Annotated in this window: 9 protein-coding genes and 7 pseudogenes; 5 read left to right on the plus strand and 11 right to left on the minus strand. The window is 60.2% G+C overall.

Features of this window, described 5'->3' with window-relative positions:
* Window positions 1-60: 60 nt before the first annotated feature.
* Window positions 61-435, plus strand: a pseudogene (locus WS49_RS03665) (DDE-type integrase/transposase/recombinase); the annotation flags it as partial.
* Window positions 436-703: 268 nt separating this feature from the next.
* Here the strand turns inward: WS49_RS03665 and WS49_RS03670 are convergent.
* The 6 genes and pseudogenes from WS49_RS03670 to WS49_RS03695 form a co-directional block, all read right to left on the minus strand.
* Window positions 704-1,444, minus strand: a complete 741-nt coding sequence (locus WS49_RS03670; RefSeq protein ID WP_059524591.1) for an SDR family NAD(P)-dependent oxidoreductase — start codon at window positions 1,442-1,444, stop codon at window positions 704-706.
* A gap of 85 nt (window positions 1,445-1,529) precedes the next feature.
* Window positions 1,530-2,118 (minus strand): annotated as a pseudogene (locus tag WS49_RS03675) (ABC transporter permease); the annotation flags it as partial.
* Window positions 2,119-2,146: 28 nt separating this feature from the next.
* Window positions 2,147-2,457 (minus strand): annotated as a pseudogene (locus WS49_RS33070) (transposase); the annotation flags it as partial.
* An 80-nt stretch (window positions 2,458-2,537) separates the two neighbouring features.
* Window positions 2,538-3,164, minus strand: a complete 627-nt coding sequence (locus tag WS49_RS03680; protein WP_059524595.1) for a thiol:disulfide interchange protein DsbA/DsbL — start codon at window positions 3,162-3,164, stop codon at window positions 2,538-2,540.
* Between the two features lie 311 nt (window positions 3,165-3,475).
* Window positions 3,476-4,422, minus strand: a pseudogene (locus WS49_RS33075) (transposase).
* Between the two features lie 147 nt (window positions 4,423-4,569).
* On the minus strand, window positions 4,570-4,989 hold the full coding sequence (locus WS49_RS03695) for a hypothetical protein (protein WP_306453769.1): 420 nt from the start codon (window positions 4,987-4,989) through the stop codon (window positions 4,570-4,572).
* A gap of 310 nt (window positions 4,990-5,299) precedes the next feature.
* On the opposite strand from WS49_RS03695, the pseudogene WS49_RS33080 reads away from it, so the two are divergent.
* Window positions 5,300-5,697: pseudogene (locus tag WS49_RS33080) on the plus strand (NUDIX hydrolase).
* A gap of 88 nt (window positions 5,698-5,785) precedes the next feature.
* The gene (locus WS49_RS03700) at window positions 5,786-6,085 is read left to right on the plus strand and encodes a hypothetical protein (RefSeq protein WP_059524600.1); all 300 of its coding nucleotides are present in this window, start codon (window positions 5,786-5,788) and stop codon (window positions 6,083-6,085) included.
* Here WS49_RS03700 and WS49_RS03705 read toward each other — a convergent pair.
* From WS49_RS03705 to WS49_RS03715, 3 genes are all read right to left on the minus strand, one after another.
* Window positions 6,076-6,276: a hypothetical protein gene (locus tag WS49_RS03705; RefSeq protein WP_257127611.1), complete on the minus strand. Its 201-nt coding sequence runs from the start codon at window positions 6,274-6,276 to the stop codon at window positions 6,076-6,078. The genes WS49_RS03700 and WS49_RS03705 overlap by 10 nt on opposite strands.
* Before the next feature lie 141 nt (window positions 6,277-6,417).
* On the minus strand, window positions 6,418-7,410 hold the full coding sequence (locus tag WS49_RS03710; protein ID WP_059524603.1) for a DNA-binding protein: 993 nt from the start codon (window positions 7,408-7,410) through the stop codon (window positions 6,418-6,420).
* A gap of 183 nt (window positions 7,411-7,593) precedes the next feature.
* Window positions 7,594-10,032 carry a TOTE conflict system archaeo-eukaryotic primase domain-containing protein gene (locus WS49_RS03715; protein ID WP_059524605.1) on the minus strand — a complete coding sequence of 813 codons (2,439 nt, stop codon included), beginning with the start codon at window positions 10,030-10,032 and terminating at the stop codon, window positions 7,594-7,596.
* A gap of 110 nt (window positions 10,033-10,142) precedes the next feature.
* On the opposite strand from WS49_RS03715, the gene WS49_RS03720 reads away from it, so the two are divergent.
* Complete coding sequence (locus WS49_RS03720) at window positions 10,143-11,444, plus strand: site-specific integrase (protein ID WP_082721932.1); 1,302 nt, start codon at window positions 10,143-10,145, stop codon at window positions 11,442-11,444.
* Between the two features lie 78 nt (window positions 11,445-11,522).
* Here WS49_RS03720 and WS49_RS36625 read toward each other — a convergent pair.
* A pseudogene (locus WS49_RS36625) lies at window positions 11,523-12,574 on the minus strand (Tn3 family transposase); the annotation flags it as partial.
* A gap of 169 nt (window positions 12,575-12,743) precedes the next feature.
* On the opposite strand from WS49_RS36625, the gene WS49_RS03735 reads away from it, so the two are divergent.
* Window positions 12,744-13,394, plus strand: coding sequence for a plasmid pRiA4b ORF-3 family protein (locus WS49_RS03735; RefSeq protein WP_257127612.1), 651 nt, complete (start codon window positions 12,744-12,746; stop codon window positions 13,392-13,394).
* Here the strand turns inward: WS49_RS03735 and WS49_RS03740 are convergent.
* Window positions 13,380-13,847: pseudogene (locus tag WS49_RS03740) on the minus strand (Tn3 family transposase); the annotation flags it as partial. The gene WS49_RS03735 and the pseudogene WS49_RS03740 overlap by 15 nt on opposite strands.
* Window positions 13,848-14,103 lie beyond the last annotated feature (256 nt).

Here is a 14,103-nt window from a genome sequence, read left to right on the forward strand (position 1 = left end):
CGTCGGCATACGCGCATTTACATGATCGCGGCCGATCCTATACGGTCTGGTTGGGGGTAGCTGCCAGTCAGTTGTGATCGCCTGCGTGAACATCGGTTTCCGGTGGCCATCATCAGCTAGGCGGTTCGTTTGCGTTGGTATTTCCGCTTCCAGCTCAGCCTGCGCGACTTCGAAGAACTACTGTTCGAGCGCGGCATCGTCTTGAAACGATTCGGCGCTGGTGTGACAAGTTTGGGGCGGGCTTCGCTCGTCGCGTCAAGGCTGCGCGTGGTCAGCCAGGCAGCAGCTGGCATCTCGACGAAATGGTCGTGACGCTGCACGGTGAGCCCATATCTGCTATGGCGCGTCATCGACGAGCACGGTGCCGAACTCGGCATCCTGCTACAGAAGCGACGCGACAAGGTCGCAGTCAAACGCGTCTTCCAGCGGGTGCTGCCTAACCGACTATCCCTTCCTGCCCTCGATGCACTGCTTGATCAACAGCGTGACAGTGCCACCTCATGACATCCGCGTTCATCTTTTGATGGGCGTCGTCAATGGGCCGCATATATTCAACGCGCTGCCGGAGTGGAGTGAACCAGCATCAGATCGGCAACCATGCCGAGGCGAACACGGCCAGCGGCGTCACTGCGATGAGTGCACTCACCAACGGAGATTTTTCTCCATGTTCATGCCATTTACGACAATCCTGACCGTTGCACCATCAGACATGCTGCCCACCGTTGATGTGGATCTCGGCTCCGTTTATGTAAGACGACGCGGGACCGGACAAGAAATAGATCGTCTCGGCTACTTCACGTGGGTCGCCAAGCCGATGAAGCGGAATGGTCTTTTCGACGATCTCTTCGGTACCAGGCGACAGAATTGAGGTATCGATTTCCCCTGGGGCAATTGCATTGACCCGTACACCATGCGGTCCAAACTCATGCGCCATCTCACGCGTCAGCGCTGCAAGTCCCGCCTTTGAAGCAGCGTAGGCGGTTCCCGCGAACGGATGCACTTTCACTCCGGCAATCGAGGTGACATTAACGATGCCCCCTTGAGCACTGACAAGCTCCGGAAACAGCGCACGCGCGAGCAGCGCATTCGATACAAGATTGACGTTGAGGACCGTAGTCCATGTGTGGATGTCGCTCGCGAGTACCCCCAGTCGCGAACGGTTTTCTCCCTTCGGCGAGATACCGGCATTGTTGACGAGCGCATGCAGCTTCCCGTCGGGCAGACGGCGCCTCACTTCGGCAGCAACCTGCTCAATGGAGTCGAGGTCTGCCAGATCGGCCTGAATGTGCGATTCCCTCGCATCGGGCCATTGGCATTCTTCCGAAAAGGGTTGGCGAGACACCGTAAATACTTTCCAGTTTCGTTCCTGGAACAGTTTCACCGTAGCGTGTCCGATGCCGCGACTGGCGCCGGTGAGCAGCATGTATCGAGTCGAATCATTCATGGTGTATCCACTGAAAATTGAATAGCGCACATGTCGCAGTCGCCGAATGCGCTCAGGTGCCGGCGGACGTGCCGACTCTCTGGCATTATGCGCGACCGCGGAGCCATTCGAGCGTGAGGAGAACGGAAATGGAGATCACGATCGGGATCGTGGCGACCGCCGCAATCGCCGGACTGACGTTTTCGCGAATACCCGCGATCATCTGGCGCGGCAGCGTCGATTGCTCCGGTCCGACCAGAAGCAGCGTCAGCACAACCTCATCGAAGCTTGTAGCAAACGCGAAGCGCGCGCCGGACCCGGCACCCGGCAAGATCAGCGGCAACGTAACCCAGAAAAAAGTAGTCAGCGGGCCGGCGCCGCGACTCTTCCCCGCCCTGATCAGACTTTTGACGTAGTCTTCCAGCATTGCCGTGGCCGTCACTACGGCGAACGGTGCGCCCAGTGCTGCGTGCCCCAGTACCAGTCCGTGAAAATTGTTCGTCAGCCCGAGCAGCGCGAAGAAAAAGTACGTCGCAACAGCCACGATGACGATTGGCACGATCATCGGCAGCATCAGGAAGCTGCCACCAACTCACGCCAGGGAAAGTTCGAGCGGACCAAGCCGATCGCCGCAAGCGTACCAGGCACGGCAATTGCCCTCGACAAGGGGCGACGATCATGCTGTTACGAAACGCATGAACCGATCCGTAAGACTCGAACACCTCGCTTGCGCCAGCGCGTCAGGCTCGATGGGTCGATCGGCGGTTCAGTCTGCAAGTAGGTCTCGCAGGTAATTACCCGCCTGTATGGGTTCTCGACCCATTGCCAGACGACCTCTTCATCGGACAGGTCGAATGCGTGTTGCAAATAGAGAGCAAGCCAGCAATCAGGCGCGGCGAACTCGCCGGCCGCTCACGGCGCGCCACGAAGCTTTCGCTCATCGACGCGCTCAACCGATTCCAGTCGATTGACTCGACAAAGCACACCAACGGGTGCGTCAAGTTGATCTGTTCGTGCAATGGATGCCGGAACAATTCTCCTTCCGGTACGGGCGTCTTGGGACGATGAGAACGTGTCGGACCACGACCGCAGTGATATGACGGTCGACGGAAGACTACTTCTGCTCTGCCCGGTCAACCAGGTAGTTCAACACTGGAATCGTGCCATTCAGGCTATTAGTATAGCCCGGCCCTGTTTCATATTGACCATTCACGACAATCGTCGGTACGCCGTTGATGCGAGCATTACGAATCAGGGTCGCCGCATGGCTCACATCAGCCTGAACGCGCATCGAGTTGTAGGCCTGCAGGTATTGATTTTTATCGATTCCATACTGGACTAGGAAGTCCGCCTGCGCTTGCGCAGTAAGCAGCATTTTCCCTTCGGCAATCGCCTTGAAGACGGTCGGCATCAGCCGATCCGCATCGCCCAACGAAGTCAGCGCATAGTACATACGAGAATGGGGCGTCAGTTCGGTGTTCATCGCTACCGGCACGCGCGTCAACGCAATCCTGCTGCCCTCCTGTTTCGCCCACGCTTCGAGCACGGGTTCGAACTGCGCGCAATGCGGACAGCCGTACCAGAAGAATTCCGTGACGTTAACCTTTCCAGCCTGCGTCAGGGTGGTCGATGCTGGCTTGAGTACGTCGTAGTCCTTGCCGGCCACGGGCGTGCCAGCTGCATGGGCCAGCGGCGCCGCCATACACATCGAGAGCATTAGGACACGGAAAGCACGCTTCACGTCGGGGTTCCTCCTTAGATAGGCAGTGACAGGAAATTGTCAGCGACCCGACGCATTATGGGGAAAACCAGAGGTATCTAAAATCGGCCAATCTAAGAAACGGTATCAGAATAATCCGAAATTGTTTTAAAGAATGTTCATGGTTTCGTTAACCTGAATGCGGCATTGTCAACTTGGGAGACTTCGTCACTGACGATGCATAACGCACGCTGGCTCAGAGCGCACTCGACGGAGCTTGGGTGACGTTGGTAAGTTCGCGCCATGCGACGAACCGGGCCGCGTGACCCTGCCTCGTTTTCACGTACAGCAATTCATGCGGCGATCAAGCTGGCCTCGTAGTCGACAGGGGTGCGGAAATCGATCGAGGTATGCAGGCGTTGCCGATTGTAATAGCCCTCGATCCAGTCGACGATATCGAGGCGGGCTTGGGCGCGCGTTTCGTAGTGGTTCTGATAGATTCTCTCGACCTTCAATGTCTTGAAGAAGCTCTCCATCGGCGCGTTGTCCCAGGCGTTGGCGCGACGGCTCATCGAGACTTTGATCTTGAACGCGTCGGTCAGTTGCCGGTACACGCGACTGGCATATTGGGCGGATTCAACCGGTCGTCGCAACACCTTAATCCAGGAGGTGTTTCATGGGTCGTCCATCGAAGTGGATACAACAGTTGACGGGGCGAGGAGCGATGCGCTCGCCGGCCGCCCCTGAGCACGCAGTTGCCGCACGATGCGAGGACGGCCATAGCTGCCACGACCGGCGCGATGAATGGCAGCAACCTCGGCGTCCAGCACGGCATTGGCCAGTGCTCGCCGACTTGGCTCCCGGCCGCGCCACTGGCAATAGCCGCTGCGCGACACACCCAGAACCCGGCAAAGCCGGCTCACGCTGTACTGGTCGCGATATGCGTCGATCCAGGCGTACCTCACCGCGACCCCTTCGCGAAGTACGCCGTCGCCTTTCGAAGAATTTCGATATCCAGCTTCGCGCTGGCCAACTCCTTACGCAGACGACTGTTCTCGGCCTCCAGGTCGCTGACCGGGCGACGACTTGAGCTCGGCGCACTGGGCACCGGCCCCGCTGCGGCCTGCGCACTGCCATCGCGCTGATCACGGCACCAGTTACCCAGCGTCGCCACCGGCACGCCCAGCCTGCGAGCGGCTTCATGCTGACCGACGCTCTCAGCGAGCCGCACCGCCTCCACCTTGAATTCCTTCGTGTACTGCCGTCTTGGTACCACGTTCTCTGCCATGTTCTTCTCCATACAGTCAAAAAGTTATCAAACTTCTTGCTGTACGTGGAATCGGGCAGGGTCACTGCTCGGCCATGCGTCGATTCAGACCACGGCCGGCTATGCAAAAACGGACCTGTCGCAGTTGCGCGCGTTCGTTGATCGCGCGTTCGATACCGATTAGGGTTCGGTCGCCAACGGCGGAATCGGCGATTGCAAGCCTTCTACGGCGAAGCGATTCAGTTTGTCGAGCGCCGTCAGATAACGATGGGTCGGTATGCTCGCCAGTTGCTCGTCGTGAAGCAGCAGAATCCGCTCGATCACGGCTTTGTCTCGATCGAGCATGACCCAGGTTTCGCCGTGCTCGGCGCGCGCGATGCACCGAGCCAGCGCGGCCTCCGCGCGCTGAAACTCAGCATCGTCAGCGGTCGCCGGAGTTTCATTGCGCAGATAGAATGCCGTATAGACGGCCTTCAGCAAGCAGACCATCAAGTCGACATTGGTATGTCCCTTCGCGATGGTGGCCAACGCGAGATGATGTTCGAGCGACAACGCGCGGGTCCGTGCTAGCGGGAGCGGCAACAACATTTCTTTGCTCAACGGACGGTGTCCCGAACGCCGGGCGGACTTTCGACTCATGGTGGCATAGCAAAAGACAAGAGCCGCGTATTATGCCCCGACCATTTACGCGGACTCCTGTCAATTTCATCCGCGTGCCTCGCGTCCCGCCATCGACATGCCGATCACAAGACTGGGCATCAGGCGATGCGCATATTCCGCGACCGGGAATTCGAACGTGCCACGCAGCTTGATGCCTTCGAATCGGAATCCGCAGCCCGGCGTTTGCCCGGCATCTGGTATCCGGCGTGGCGACGTTACAATACCCAAGAGTACTCGAACCCCTGCCTCCATGAGCAGCCAAGAAACTGTCGATGTGCCCGTCAAAGAACGGGCAACTATTGTGTGTCTTCAGGCGCAGCGGGTCTTGCTGGTCGCGCGCGCGGCGTCGCGATGGGCGTTGCCCGGCGGCACAATTAAGGCCGGGGAGGCGCCGTTCGACGCGGCACACCGAGAGCTTTGGGAGGAAACCGGTTTGGTCGGACTGAACCTCACATATGCGATGCACTTTGGCGGCCTCTCGAAGTTGTATCACGTGTTTATCGGTGAACTCGGAGCCGATCTGAAGCCGCAAGCGAGCAATGAGGTCGCCCGATGCAAATTGTTCCGTCACGATACCATCGCCGAGCTGCGGGCATTCCTACGAAGAAAATCATCGAATTGGCCTATAGCAGCGAGTGGTCCGCATAGGCAAGATTCATCTCGCAATTCGAGGGCACGTCGCTATACTGCCGCGTGCAAACATTTCGAATGTCGCTCCACCCGCAGCGAGGCGAACATGATCAGCGCGTACACATACTGTGGATATACGATTGACGTTCGCTGCGAACACAAGGTCGACGGGTCTCATGGTGACGCGATCGCCTGCGAGACTCCACCCGGTTTCGTCGCAATAGTCCAGGTGCGAGCAGCGCGCGCTCGGTCCTTTTTCCTGGCGCCGATTCGCTTGGCCGATGAGCAAGGCAAACCGTTTATCGACCGGCTCGATGCGTTGCGCGCGGGTCGCTCCGCCGGCGAGATAATCGTCGACGACCTTCTCGTGGACACCTGCAGCGACGGCTCCGGCGTTCAGCGCTGATGCTTCCGTCGCAGCTCGCGGCCGGTGTAGACGGCGAAAATAGTTCTTATCATCGTCACGCCTGACGCGACGAAATCGTTCAGCGTACCGGTGCTATGCAGAAGCTTGGGAAAGACACCCATAGCAAGCCCAACGGCAGCCAAAATCAGACCGGCGGCCACACCCGAGACGTTTTCAATATAGCTGATCAATATCAGAATCAGGGCGTCAGTAGGGGTAATCGTCTCTTTTGTGTATGTATGGCGGTTTCACTCGAAATTTCACGCAAAATCATGGGCTTGCATGAGGCCGATTTTGCGAAGCCGCGTCCTCCGGATGCCAAATCTGGCGCTTCAGCCCACAGTGCCGCCCAGACCCAAGCTCGCCCGATAGTCAGCCAGCAGAAACAGCTGGGCGTCGACCTGTGCCGCCAGCTTTGTCCGCTCCGCCGTCGCTACGCTGAGCGACGCACGGGCGCTTTCCAACTCCCCCGACTGCGCGCTAACCGTCGCGCGTAGGGCATCGCGTTCCGTCTCGAGACGGACGTGATCGGCAAGCATCCGGTCGAGCGCCTCCCGTATCTGCTCACCGTGTGCCCGCGCTTCTCGTAAACTTTTACTCGCCGCGCCGGACTCGGCGACCAGCCGCGCATTGTCCTTGTTCAGTTGTGTAATTTCGTTCTGCTTCACGATTGCCGTCTGATTGGTCTGGCGCAGTTCGGCCTGCAGCTGCTGGACCTGCGTCTCGTGCCGGCGCGCTTCCTGTTCGCGCTGCTCGCGACTGGCGGTTCGGTAATGTTCGAGCGCGTCGTGCGCGTGCTTCAGCTTCTCCTCGAGCGACTGGCGGAAGCTTTCGTGCTCGGCCAACCGCACTGTCTGGTCATGTACCTGCTGCGAGAGTCGCTCGATGTCGATCGCACATTGCTGCACCGCCAAGCGCGTATCGGCATGCGCATCCTGTTCGCTCGAGAGCGCGGCGCTCGCGTTGGCCAGTTGCGCCTGCAGTGCGGCGAGCTCGCCAGTGAGCTTAGCGATCTCGGTTTGGGCCTGCTGGTGCTGGGCGGCTGCGGCGGCCGCCTGCTGATCGATGCGCACCTGCGCTTCCTCGTGCAGGCGGGCCGCGAGGCGCGCGACGAGATCCTGGATGGCGTCGGACAGCGACGCCGCGCGCGTCAGCGACGCGCTTTCTTCTTCATCCAGTTCTTTCAGGTAGCGGTGGATGGTGGTTTTCGAGCCGGTATTGCCAAGCGCGATACGTATCGCATCGATCGACGCGTGCATACCCTGCGCGATCAGCGAATCGCGCGCACGCTTGATGTCCACACGGGTCAGGCCGGCGCGAGCCATGGGGCCTCCTTTGAATATCGTACTGTATTACATACCATTTATATACGTACTATCATGGCTGGTCAAGTGTGGCGTGAGCTGGTGGCTTCTCATATGCAATAAAGATGGGTTATCCAATGTGATTGGTCGAAAATCGGCTCGAACGACCGGAAACGGTACGGAAAAGGGATCGCCTACCTGATTTCAAGCAAGCGCCAGCTGGAGCGCCTCTTCAGGCGGGCACACCTGGTAGCCCATGGCCCGGTAGCCGCGCTGGCGTTTCTCCCACATGCGCAACAGCACCGGATGGCCGCCATCCACGTAATCGAGCACTCGCACGCCAGTCTTGCCTGCATGCTCGCGGTGAAGCCGGCCTGCGTACTGCTGCAGCGTACCCTTCCAGGCGACCGGCATGCCCAGCACCAGCGTGTCCAGCGCCGGGTGGTCAAAGCCTTCCCCGACCAGGCGACCGGTTGCGAGCACGACGCGGGGCGTGTCCCCGTGCAGCGCGTCAAGGGCCGCCAACTGGGTGGCGCGCGCTTTTCTGCCGAGCCGTCCGTGCAGCACGAACAGCGACTGCACCGTGTCTTGCAGCATCTGCTGCAGGCTTTCGAGATGGTCCGTCCGCTCGGTGAGTACTAGCACGTTACGCCCCTGTCTGTACTGTTCACGTACAGCTGCCGCGATCATCTGCGTGCGCAGCGTGTCCTGCGCGAGCTGTGCGAACACCGCCTGGATTGGCGCGTCGGCCGAGACGTCCACCGTGGAGGTGAGCCTTTGCGGGAAGACCTCAAGCACCTGCGGCGCACCGGAGGGCGATTTCGCCGCATGCCGGATCGGTCCGCACAGCATGAACATCACCGGGTGCTGGCTGTCACGCCGCATCGGCGTCGCCGTCAGGCCGAGCACGTAGCGCGCCTGTACCGCCTTGAGCACCGCCTCGAAGGAATCCGCGGAGACGTGATGACATTCGTCGACAATGACCTGGCCGTAATGCCGCAACAGCTCGCCGCGGGTACCATCGGGCGCCACCGACTGCAGCATCGCGACATCGATCTTGCCTGTCGCTTTCGACTTGCCGCCGCCGATCGTGCCGATCTCCCGTGGATCGAGCCCGAGAAATGACTGCAAGCGTTCGCGCCACTGGTCAAGCAGTTCCCGGCGATGCACGAGCACGAGTGTGTTGACACCGCGCTGTGCAATCATTGCGGTCGCCGTCACGGTCTTTCCGAACGCCGTCGGCGCATGCAGGATGCCGGTGTCGTGCCGCAGCAGATCGGCCACGGCCGTCTGCTGGTCATCGCGCAACGCGCCGGCGAACGACACCACGAGTGACTCGCCAGCGTAACGTTCGTCGTGGATGTCGCAGGTGACTTCGTTGTCTCGCAGCAGCGTCATGACGTCGTCGAGGCAGCCCCGCGGCAACGCGATGTGGCGCGGGCAGTTCTCGGCGCGACCGATGATGCGCGGCTTGTCCCATACGCTGAAACCGCGTGCCTGGGCTCGGTAGAACTCCGGATTCTGGAAGGCTGCCAGTCGGATGAGGCGATTGAGGAGTGCCTGGGGAAGCTGTTCCTTCTCAAAATAGATCTGGTTCGCGAGCGTCAGCGTGAGCGATGCCGGCATTGGTCCGGCCAATCGCTTCGGCAGCGCGGAAGGTGGCTTCCACGGCTCGACTTGGTCCTCTTCGGCGATGAACGCAACGTCGAGCGGATGGGCACCGCCCGTAGCACGGAAAATCACGCCCTCGATGTCACGCCCGTCCATCATCCGGATGGCTGCCAGATACGCCCATTGGTCGGCATAGGGTTCGAAGCGTTCGTCTACAAACACACTGCATTCGCGCTCGCGTGGCTGTTTCTGCAGTGGCAGCGCGATTAGGTTGCCGAAGCCGCCTTTGGGTAGTATGTCTTGGTTCGGAAAGAGCCGGTCGTAAGACGACAACTCAAGCTGCCGGGTCCGGGCACAGGTGTGGCTGATGATGGCCGCCCCCATCCGTCGCGCCTCGCGCGCGGTGACGGCCGACGAGAAGAAGATCCACGCATGCGCGCCGTTGCCCGAGCGAGAAATCTCGAGCGAAACGGGCACGCCCAGCCCTTCACACGACTGCCGGAAAGCCATCGCATCTTCACGCCAGCCGTCCTCGTCGAAATCGACGGCGAGCAGGTAGCAGGTGCTGTCCAGCATCAGTGGGTAGAGACCCACTGTGTGATCGCCTGCCAGATGCGCGTAGATGACCCGATCCTCCAGTGGCAACAGCACGCGATGCCCACAGTCCGCGCAGCGGATGCGGGGCTTCTCACAAATTCCTGTTCGCCATTCATTCGCGCAGGCCGGCGCGTAGCCCGACTTCCCGGAATTGCGGCTTTCCCAGCGAAGCGGATAGACGTCCGTGCGGCCGCGAAACAGCCGCCGGAAGAGTTGCACTTTCTGGTCTGGCGAAAGTATAGGGGCGCTTGTGTTCCGCCCCGATGGTGATGGTTCGCGCCGGACAGTTGGAACGGACCTACCTGGCGTCGGCACGGTGGTCGGCAGTAAGGCGGTGAGTCGGACATTTTCAGAGTGAAGGCGGGCGAGCTCGGCGAGCAGCTCTTCGCGTGTGAAATTTTCCCAGCCCGGATGTGACGGCTTGCCTTCGTTCATCGCTTCATCGGTCGAAACCGCATTCCCCGTCTCGCAATCCGACTGGCGCACATGATCGTTGTTGCATATCGTCGTCTCCGATATTGATTGCCCGATTGTACCCACGAGCCATGTCTGCTATCGATCGCTACGTAGAAGCCGCGACGCGCGAAAATACCCGTCGCAGTTACCAGTCGGCAATCCGGCATTTCGAGGTTGAATGGGGCGGCTTCTTGCCGGCGAGCGCCGATGCAATTGCACGGTACCTTGCCGACCACGCCGAAACCCTGTCAGTCAATACGCTGCGGGCGCGCCTGGCAGCACTCGCACAATGGCATCAGACACAGGGCTTCGCCGATCCGACGAAGACACCGCACGTGCGAAAGGTACTCAAGGGGATCGCGGCGCTGCATCCTGCGACCGAGAAGCGCGCCAGGCCGATGCAGCTCGCGCAGCTCGAAAAGCTTACCGCCTGGCTTGATGGACAGATTTCCCAGGCCTCAGATGAGCGGAGTCGCCTTACGTGCGTTCGCAACCGGGCGCTGGTGCTACTGGGCTTCTGGCGTGGTTTTCGTTCGGATGAACTCAGTCGATTACGGATCGAGCACGTGACCGTCGAGGCGGGCCGCGGAATGACGTTGTTCCTGCCGCGCACGAAAAGTGATCGCGCACAGCTTGGCACGTCGTTCAAGGCGCCCGCGCTGTCGCGGCTATGCCCGGTGGCCGCCTATGAAGCTTGGATTGCCACCTCTGGCCTGACCGAGGGGTTCGTGTTCCGAAGCGTCGACCGCTGGGGAAACGTGAGCGACGAAGGGTTGCATGCCGGCAGCTTTGTTCCCTTGTTGCGCACGCTGTTTCGCGAGGCTGGACTACCCACGCCCAATAGTTACAGCAGTCACTCGTTGCGGCGAGGCTTTGCGACCTGGGCCAACTCGAATGGCTGGGATCTGAAAATGCTGATGGAGTATGTTGGCTGGAAAGATGTGCGTTCGGCAATGCGCTACATCGACGCGGCCGATCCGTTCGCACAACATCGTATCGAGTCGGCACTCACGATGATGCCACCACCGGCACCCACACAGCCTGCGATCGCCGAACCTTCGAAGACGCAGTCGTTGGCGGACGAGGTAACGACATCGACGCTGCAAACGCACCTCAGCCTGCATCTGGTCATCGAGCGCAACAGCAAATTCGTGGGAGGCATGTCCAAGGCGCGCCGCTGGATCGAAGATTTCTGTCATTCCCTGTATGAGATACGATGCGTCAACCGGCAGCGCACGCGATACGAGATCACCATGCCGTTTGCATACGGAGCCGAACTGGAAGCGGCGATCGAGGAACTGCTCGGCGAAATCCATTTTACCGCGGAGATGTGTGACTGCATGGCAGAAGCGGTGCTGCACGATCCTGTCGCAGACCGGTATTGGCGCTGATCGCGCTCGTCGACTTCATCGGATGGACGCCAGTCCGCCAACCGTACCGATACGCCGTCCGTCTCTATCCGGCACGCCTCATGATCCCGTGCCTCGTTGCCAGGGCGCGGCTTCCAGCAGGACGTCGCTGTATTGGTCGATGGGAAAGCTCAATGTGCCCCTGAAGTTCACGTGCGCAAAATGCGCAGGCCCCATCCGGCGCAACCACTCGTCGTCAACCTGTCGTCCTTTGCGTCGCCGGCCGTCGCCTGCATGTGCTGCGTGTTCTAGTCGATCACAAGGTTCGTCAACAGTGTCAACGAACCCGAGATGGCGACCATATCATCGCGACGTCGACCGCGCTCGGGGGGGCACACGTCTGGTGTAGATCGCGCGCTGAAGCTGGTGCACCGCCTCGCCGCGATTCAGCAGCGTATGCAGCTCCCGGCGGAACGCCACGTTGCTGAAGTAATCGCACAGGAAAAGCGTGCGCAGCAACTTGCCGAGTTGATGGGCGGCCGGACTGAATCGAGGCGACGAGCCGCAGCAGCTCATCCCAGCCGTCGCGAATTGCCTTGTGCGAAACGTCGTGGGCCACGAGCGGCGCCAGTCCTTCGGAGACGGCAAATCCGCGCGGCAAATACAACTTGCGCTCCTCCAAATTGCGCAGGCCCGGACACAGAGTAGCTTCGAGACGGCCATCCCCACGCTCGTGTACCCGTGCGTGTCGACGGAGAGTCGCAACAGTCCGCCATCGTCTCGGCTTTCGTTATGCGGCAGTACGCCTTCGATGGCCACGCGCGCCTGCCGCTCGTTCAGCACGAGCGGTTGATTATAGACAATGCCATGCCGATCCAGCATGTGCGTATAGATCCCGACTGCGTGGGTTCGGCGCCGCGGATCGACGCGGGCATAAAAGAGATGCGGCGAAATATTGAGGCTCATGGAATTGCTAGATGCGTGTCGCCCCGTTCCCCACAATTCGGTAATCGGATGCGTGCGCTGTAACTCGACCACGCCCTCGTTCGCGCGCGACAATCGCAAGCATCTCGAGCGCTCGCATCTCCGTCGCGATGGGCGTCAGACCGAGTTGTGGAACCATCTCCAGCCACGACGCTTTTCTCATCGAGATCCGTACCGTGTGCGATCAACCGTACGCGTCATTTGAAGGCCGCATGGACAGAGCTGACACCGATGTCAAAGGTGATGTCCGTTACACTTCGATGGGAATCAGATTGCCGGTGCCGCGCCCTCATGAACAGACGGTACGTGTCGAGCGCTTACCCTGATGTCGGCTGCACACATCGAACAGCAAGCCGCTTGACAATCAATTCGATGGTCCAACCTGCCGTGCGCCTGGTCAAGGCGCCAGTGCCCGATTACGTGCTGCGCGTTGAGCTGAAGTACATCAAGCCGGCGATCTGGCGACGAATCATCATTCCCGGTTCGATCCAGCTGGGCAAGCTGCATGTTGTGCTGCAACTGGCCATGGGCTGGGAAGGCGGGCACCTGCATGAATTCGTCTTCGGCGAAACCAACTATGGTGAACCGGATGACTCCGGATTCCCGAGCGACCCACCGATGCTTAATGAAGCACGGGTCACGCTGGTGGCGAAGGCGCTGGGCGGCCTGAAGTCATTCACCTACATCTACGACTACGGCGACAACTGGCGGCATCGGGTCAAGGTCGAGAAAGCACTCGTGCCCGATCCGGACATGCGCCGGCCGCTGTGCCTGGACGGGCAGAATGCATGTCCGCCGGAAGACGTTGGCGGAGTGCCGGGATATGCCGACTTCCTCGAAGCGATCGGCGATCCGACGCACGAGGAACACGACCACTTCCTTGAGTGGTGCGGCGGCAACTTCGATCCCGCGCCTTCGATATCGTGTTTGCGAATCAGTGGCTCTCAGAGGTCAAGTTCTGATCGTCAAGACGGCCTCGGATTGACGCTTACACAGGTCCTCAAGTAATTTGCCGATCTTGGTGAGCCGTTCCTGAGCAGAGCGGCTCGCATCGTCGACGAGCGCTCTGATCGAGATCAGTTGCTATCGGTATTCGACAGCCGACCGAGCCTGTTTGACTGTCGTCCGATCGTAGGCGTGCCGGACGAGGTCCCAGACGCGGCGGCCCGTTTGATAGAGCAGCACGTCGGTCGGCTCCAGTAACGTCACGTGCAGAAAAAAGATCAGCTCGATCGTGGGCGTCGACACCTTCAGTTTACGAACCTTGGCGGGACGCCGGACCTGAATGCGCTGCGCATAGGCGCGCCGTTTCTCGATCGGCACCGTGTCCAGGTTCCACGTGTGGGTGCCGAGCGACCTGAGGAAACGAACCTTCGACAGGGTTTCGGTAATGGTCGACGGGCTGTGCCGCGCCGGTGGCATCTCGAGCCATTCGAGCACCGTCATCCTCGACGTACCATTTTAAGGCAGTATGACTTTCCGTGAGGCGGGGGCCGGCCTGGCGTGGGGAAGCAAACGCGGGTTAGCATCGCTGCCAGAGCCGCACGGTGTGGGCAGGGCCACACCCGGCGATTTCCACCACGGAGGCCAGCGTGAAGGACGATAGCACGGTGTACGTTGGGTTGGATGTCCACAAGGAATGGTGGATTCAACCGGTCGATGCAACAGCTTGATGGAATCGTTCAGCCGGTGTATCGAAGTTTAGTGTCTTGCGTGG

It is taken from the genome of Burkholderia sp. RF7-non_BP4 (assembly GCF_001521935.1).
Lineage (GTDB): Bacteria > Pseudomonadota > Gammaproteobacteria > Burkholderiales > Burkholderiaceae > Burkholderia > Burkholderia diffusa.

Excerpts from the sequence above, each read along its gene's own strand:
- WS49_RS03670 (WP_059524591.1), bottom strand. The coding sequence starts at position 1,444 with ATGAATGATTCGACTCGATACATGCTGCTCACCGGCGCCAGTCGCGGC.
- WS49_RS03700 (WP_059524600.1), top strand. The coding sequence starts at position 5,786 with ATGATCAGCGCGTACACATACTGTGGATATACGATTGACGTTCGCTGC.
- WS49_RS03710 (WP_059524603.1), bottom strand. The coding sequence starts at position 7,410 with ATGGCTCGCGCCGGCCTGACCCGTGTGGACATCAAGCGTGCGCGCGAT.
- WS49_RS03715 (WP_059524605.1), bottom strand. The coding sequence starts at position 10,032 with ATGAACGAAGGCAAGCCGTCACATCCGGGCTGGGAAAATTTCACACGC.
- WS49_RS03720 (WP_082721932.1), top strand. The coding sequence starts at position 10,143 with ATGTCTGCTATCGATCGCTACGTAGAAGCCGCGACGCGCGAAAATACC.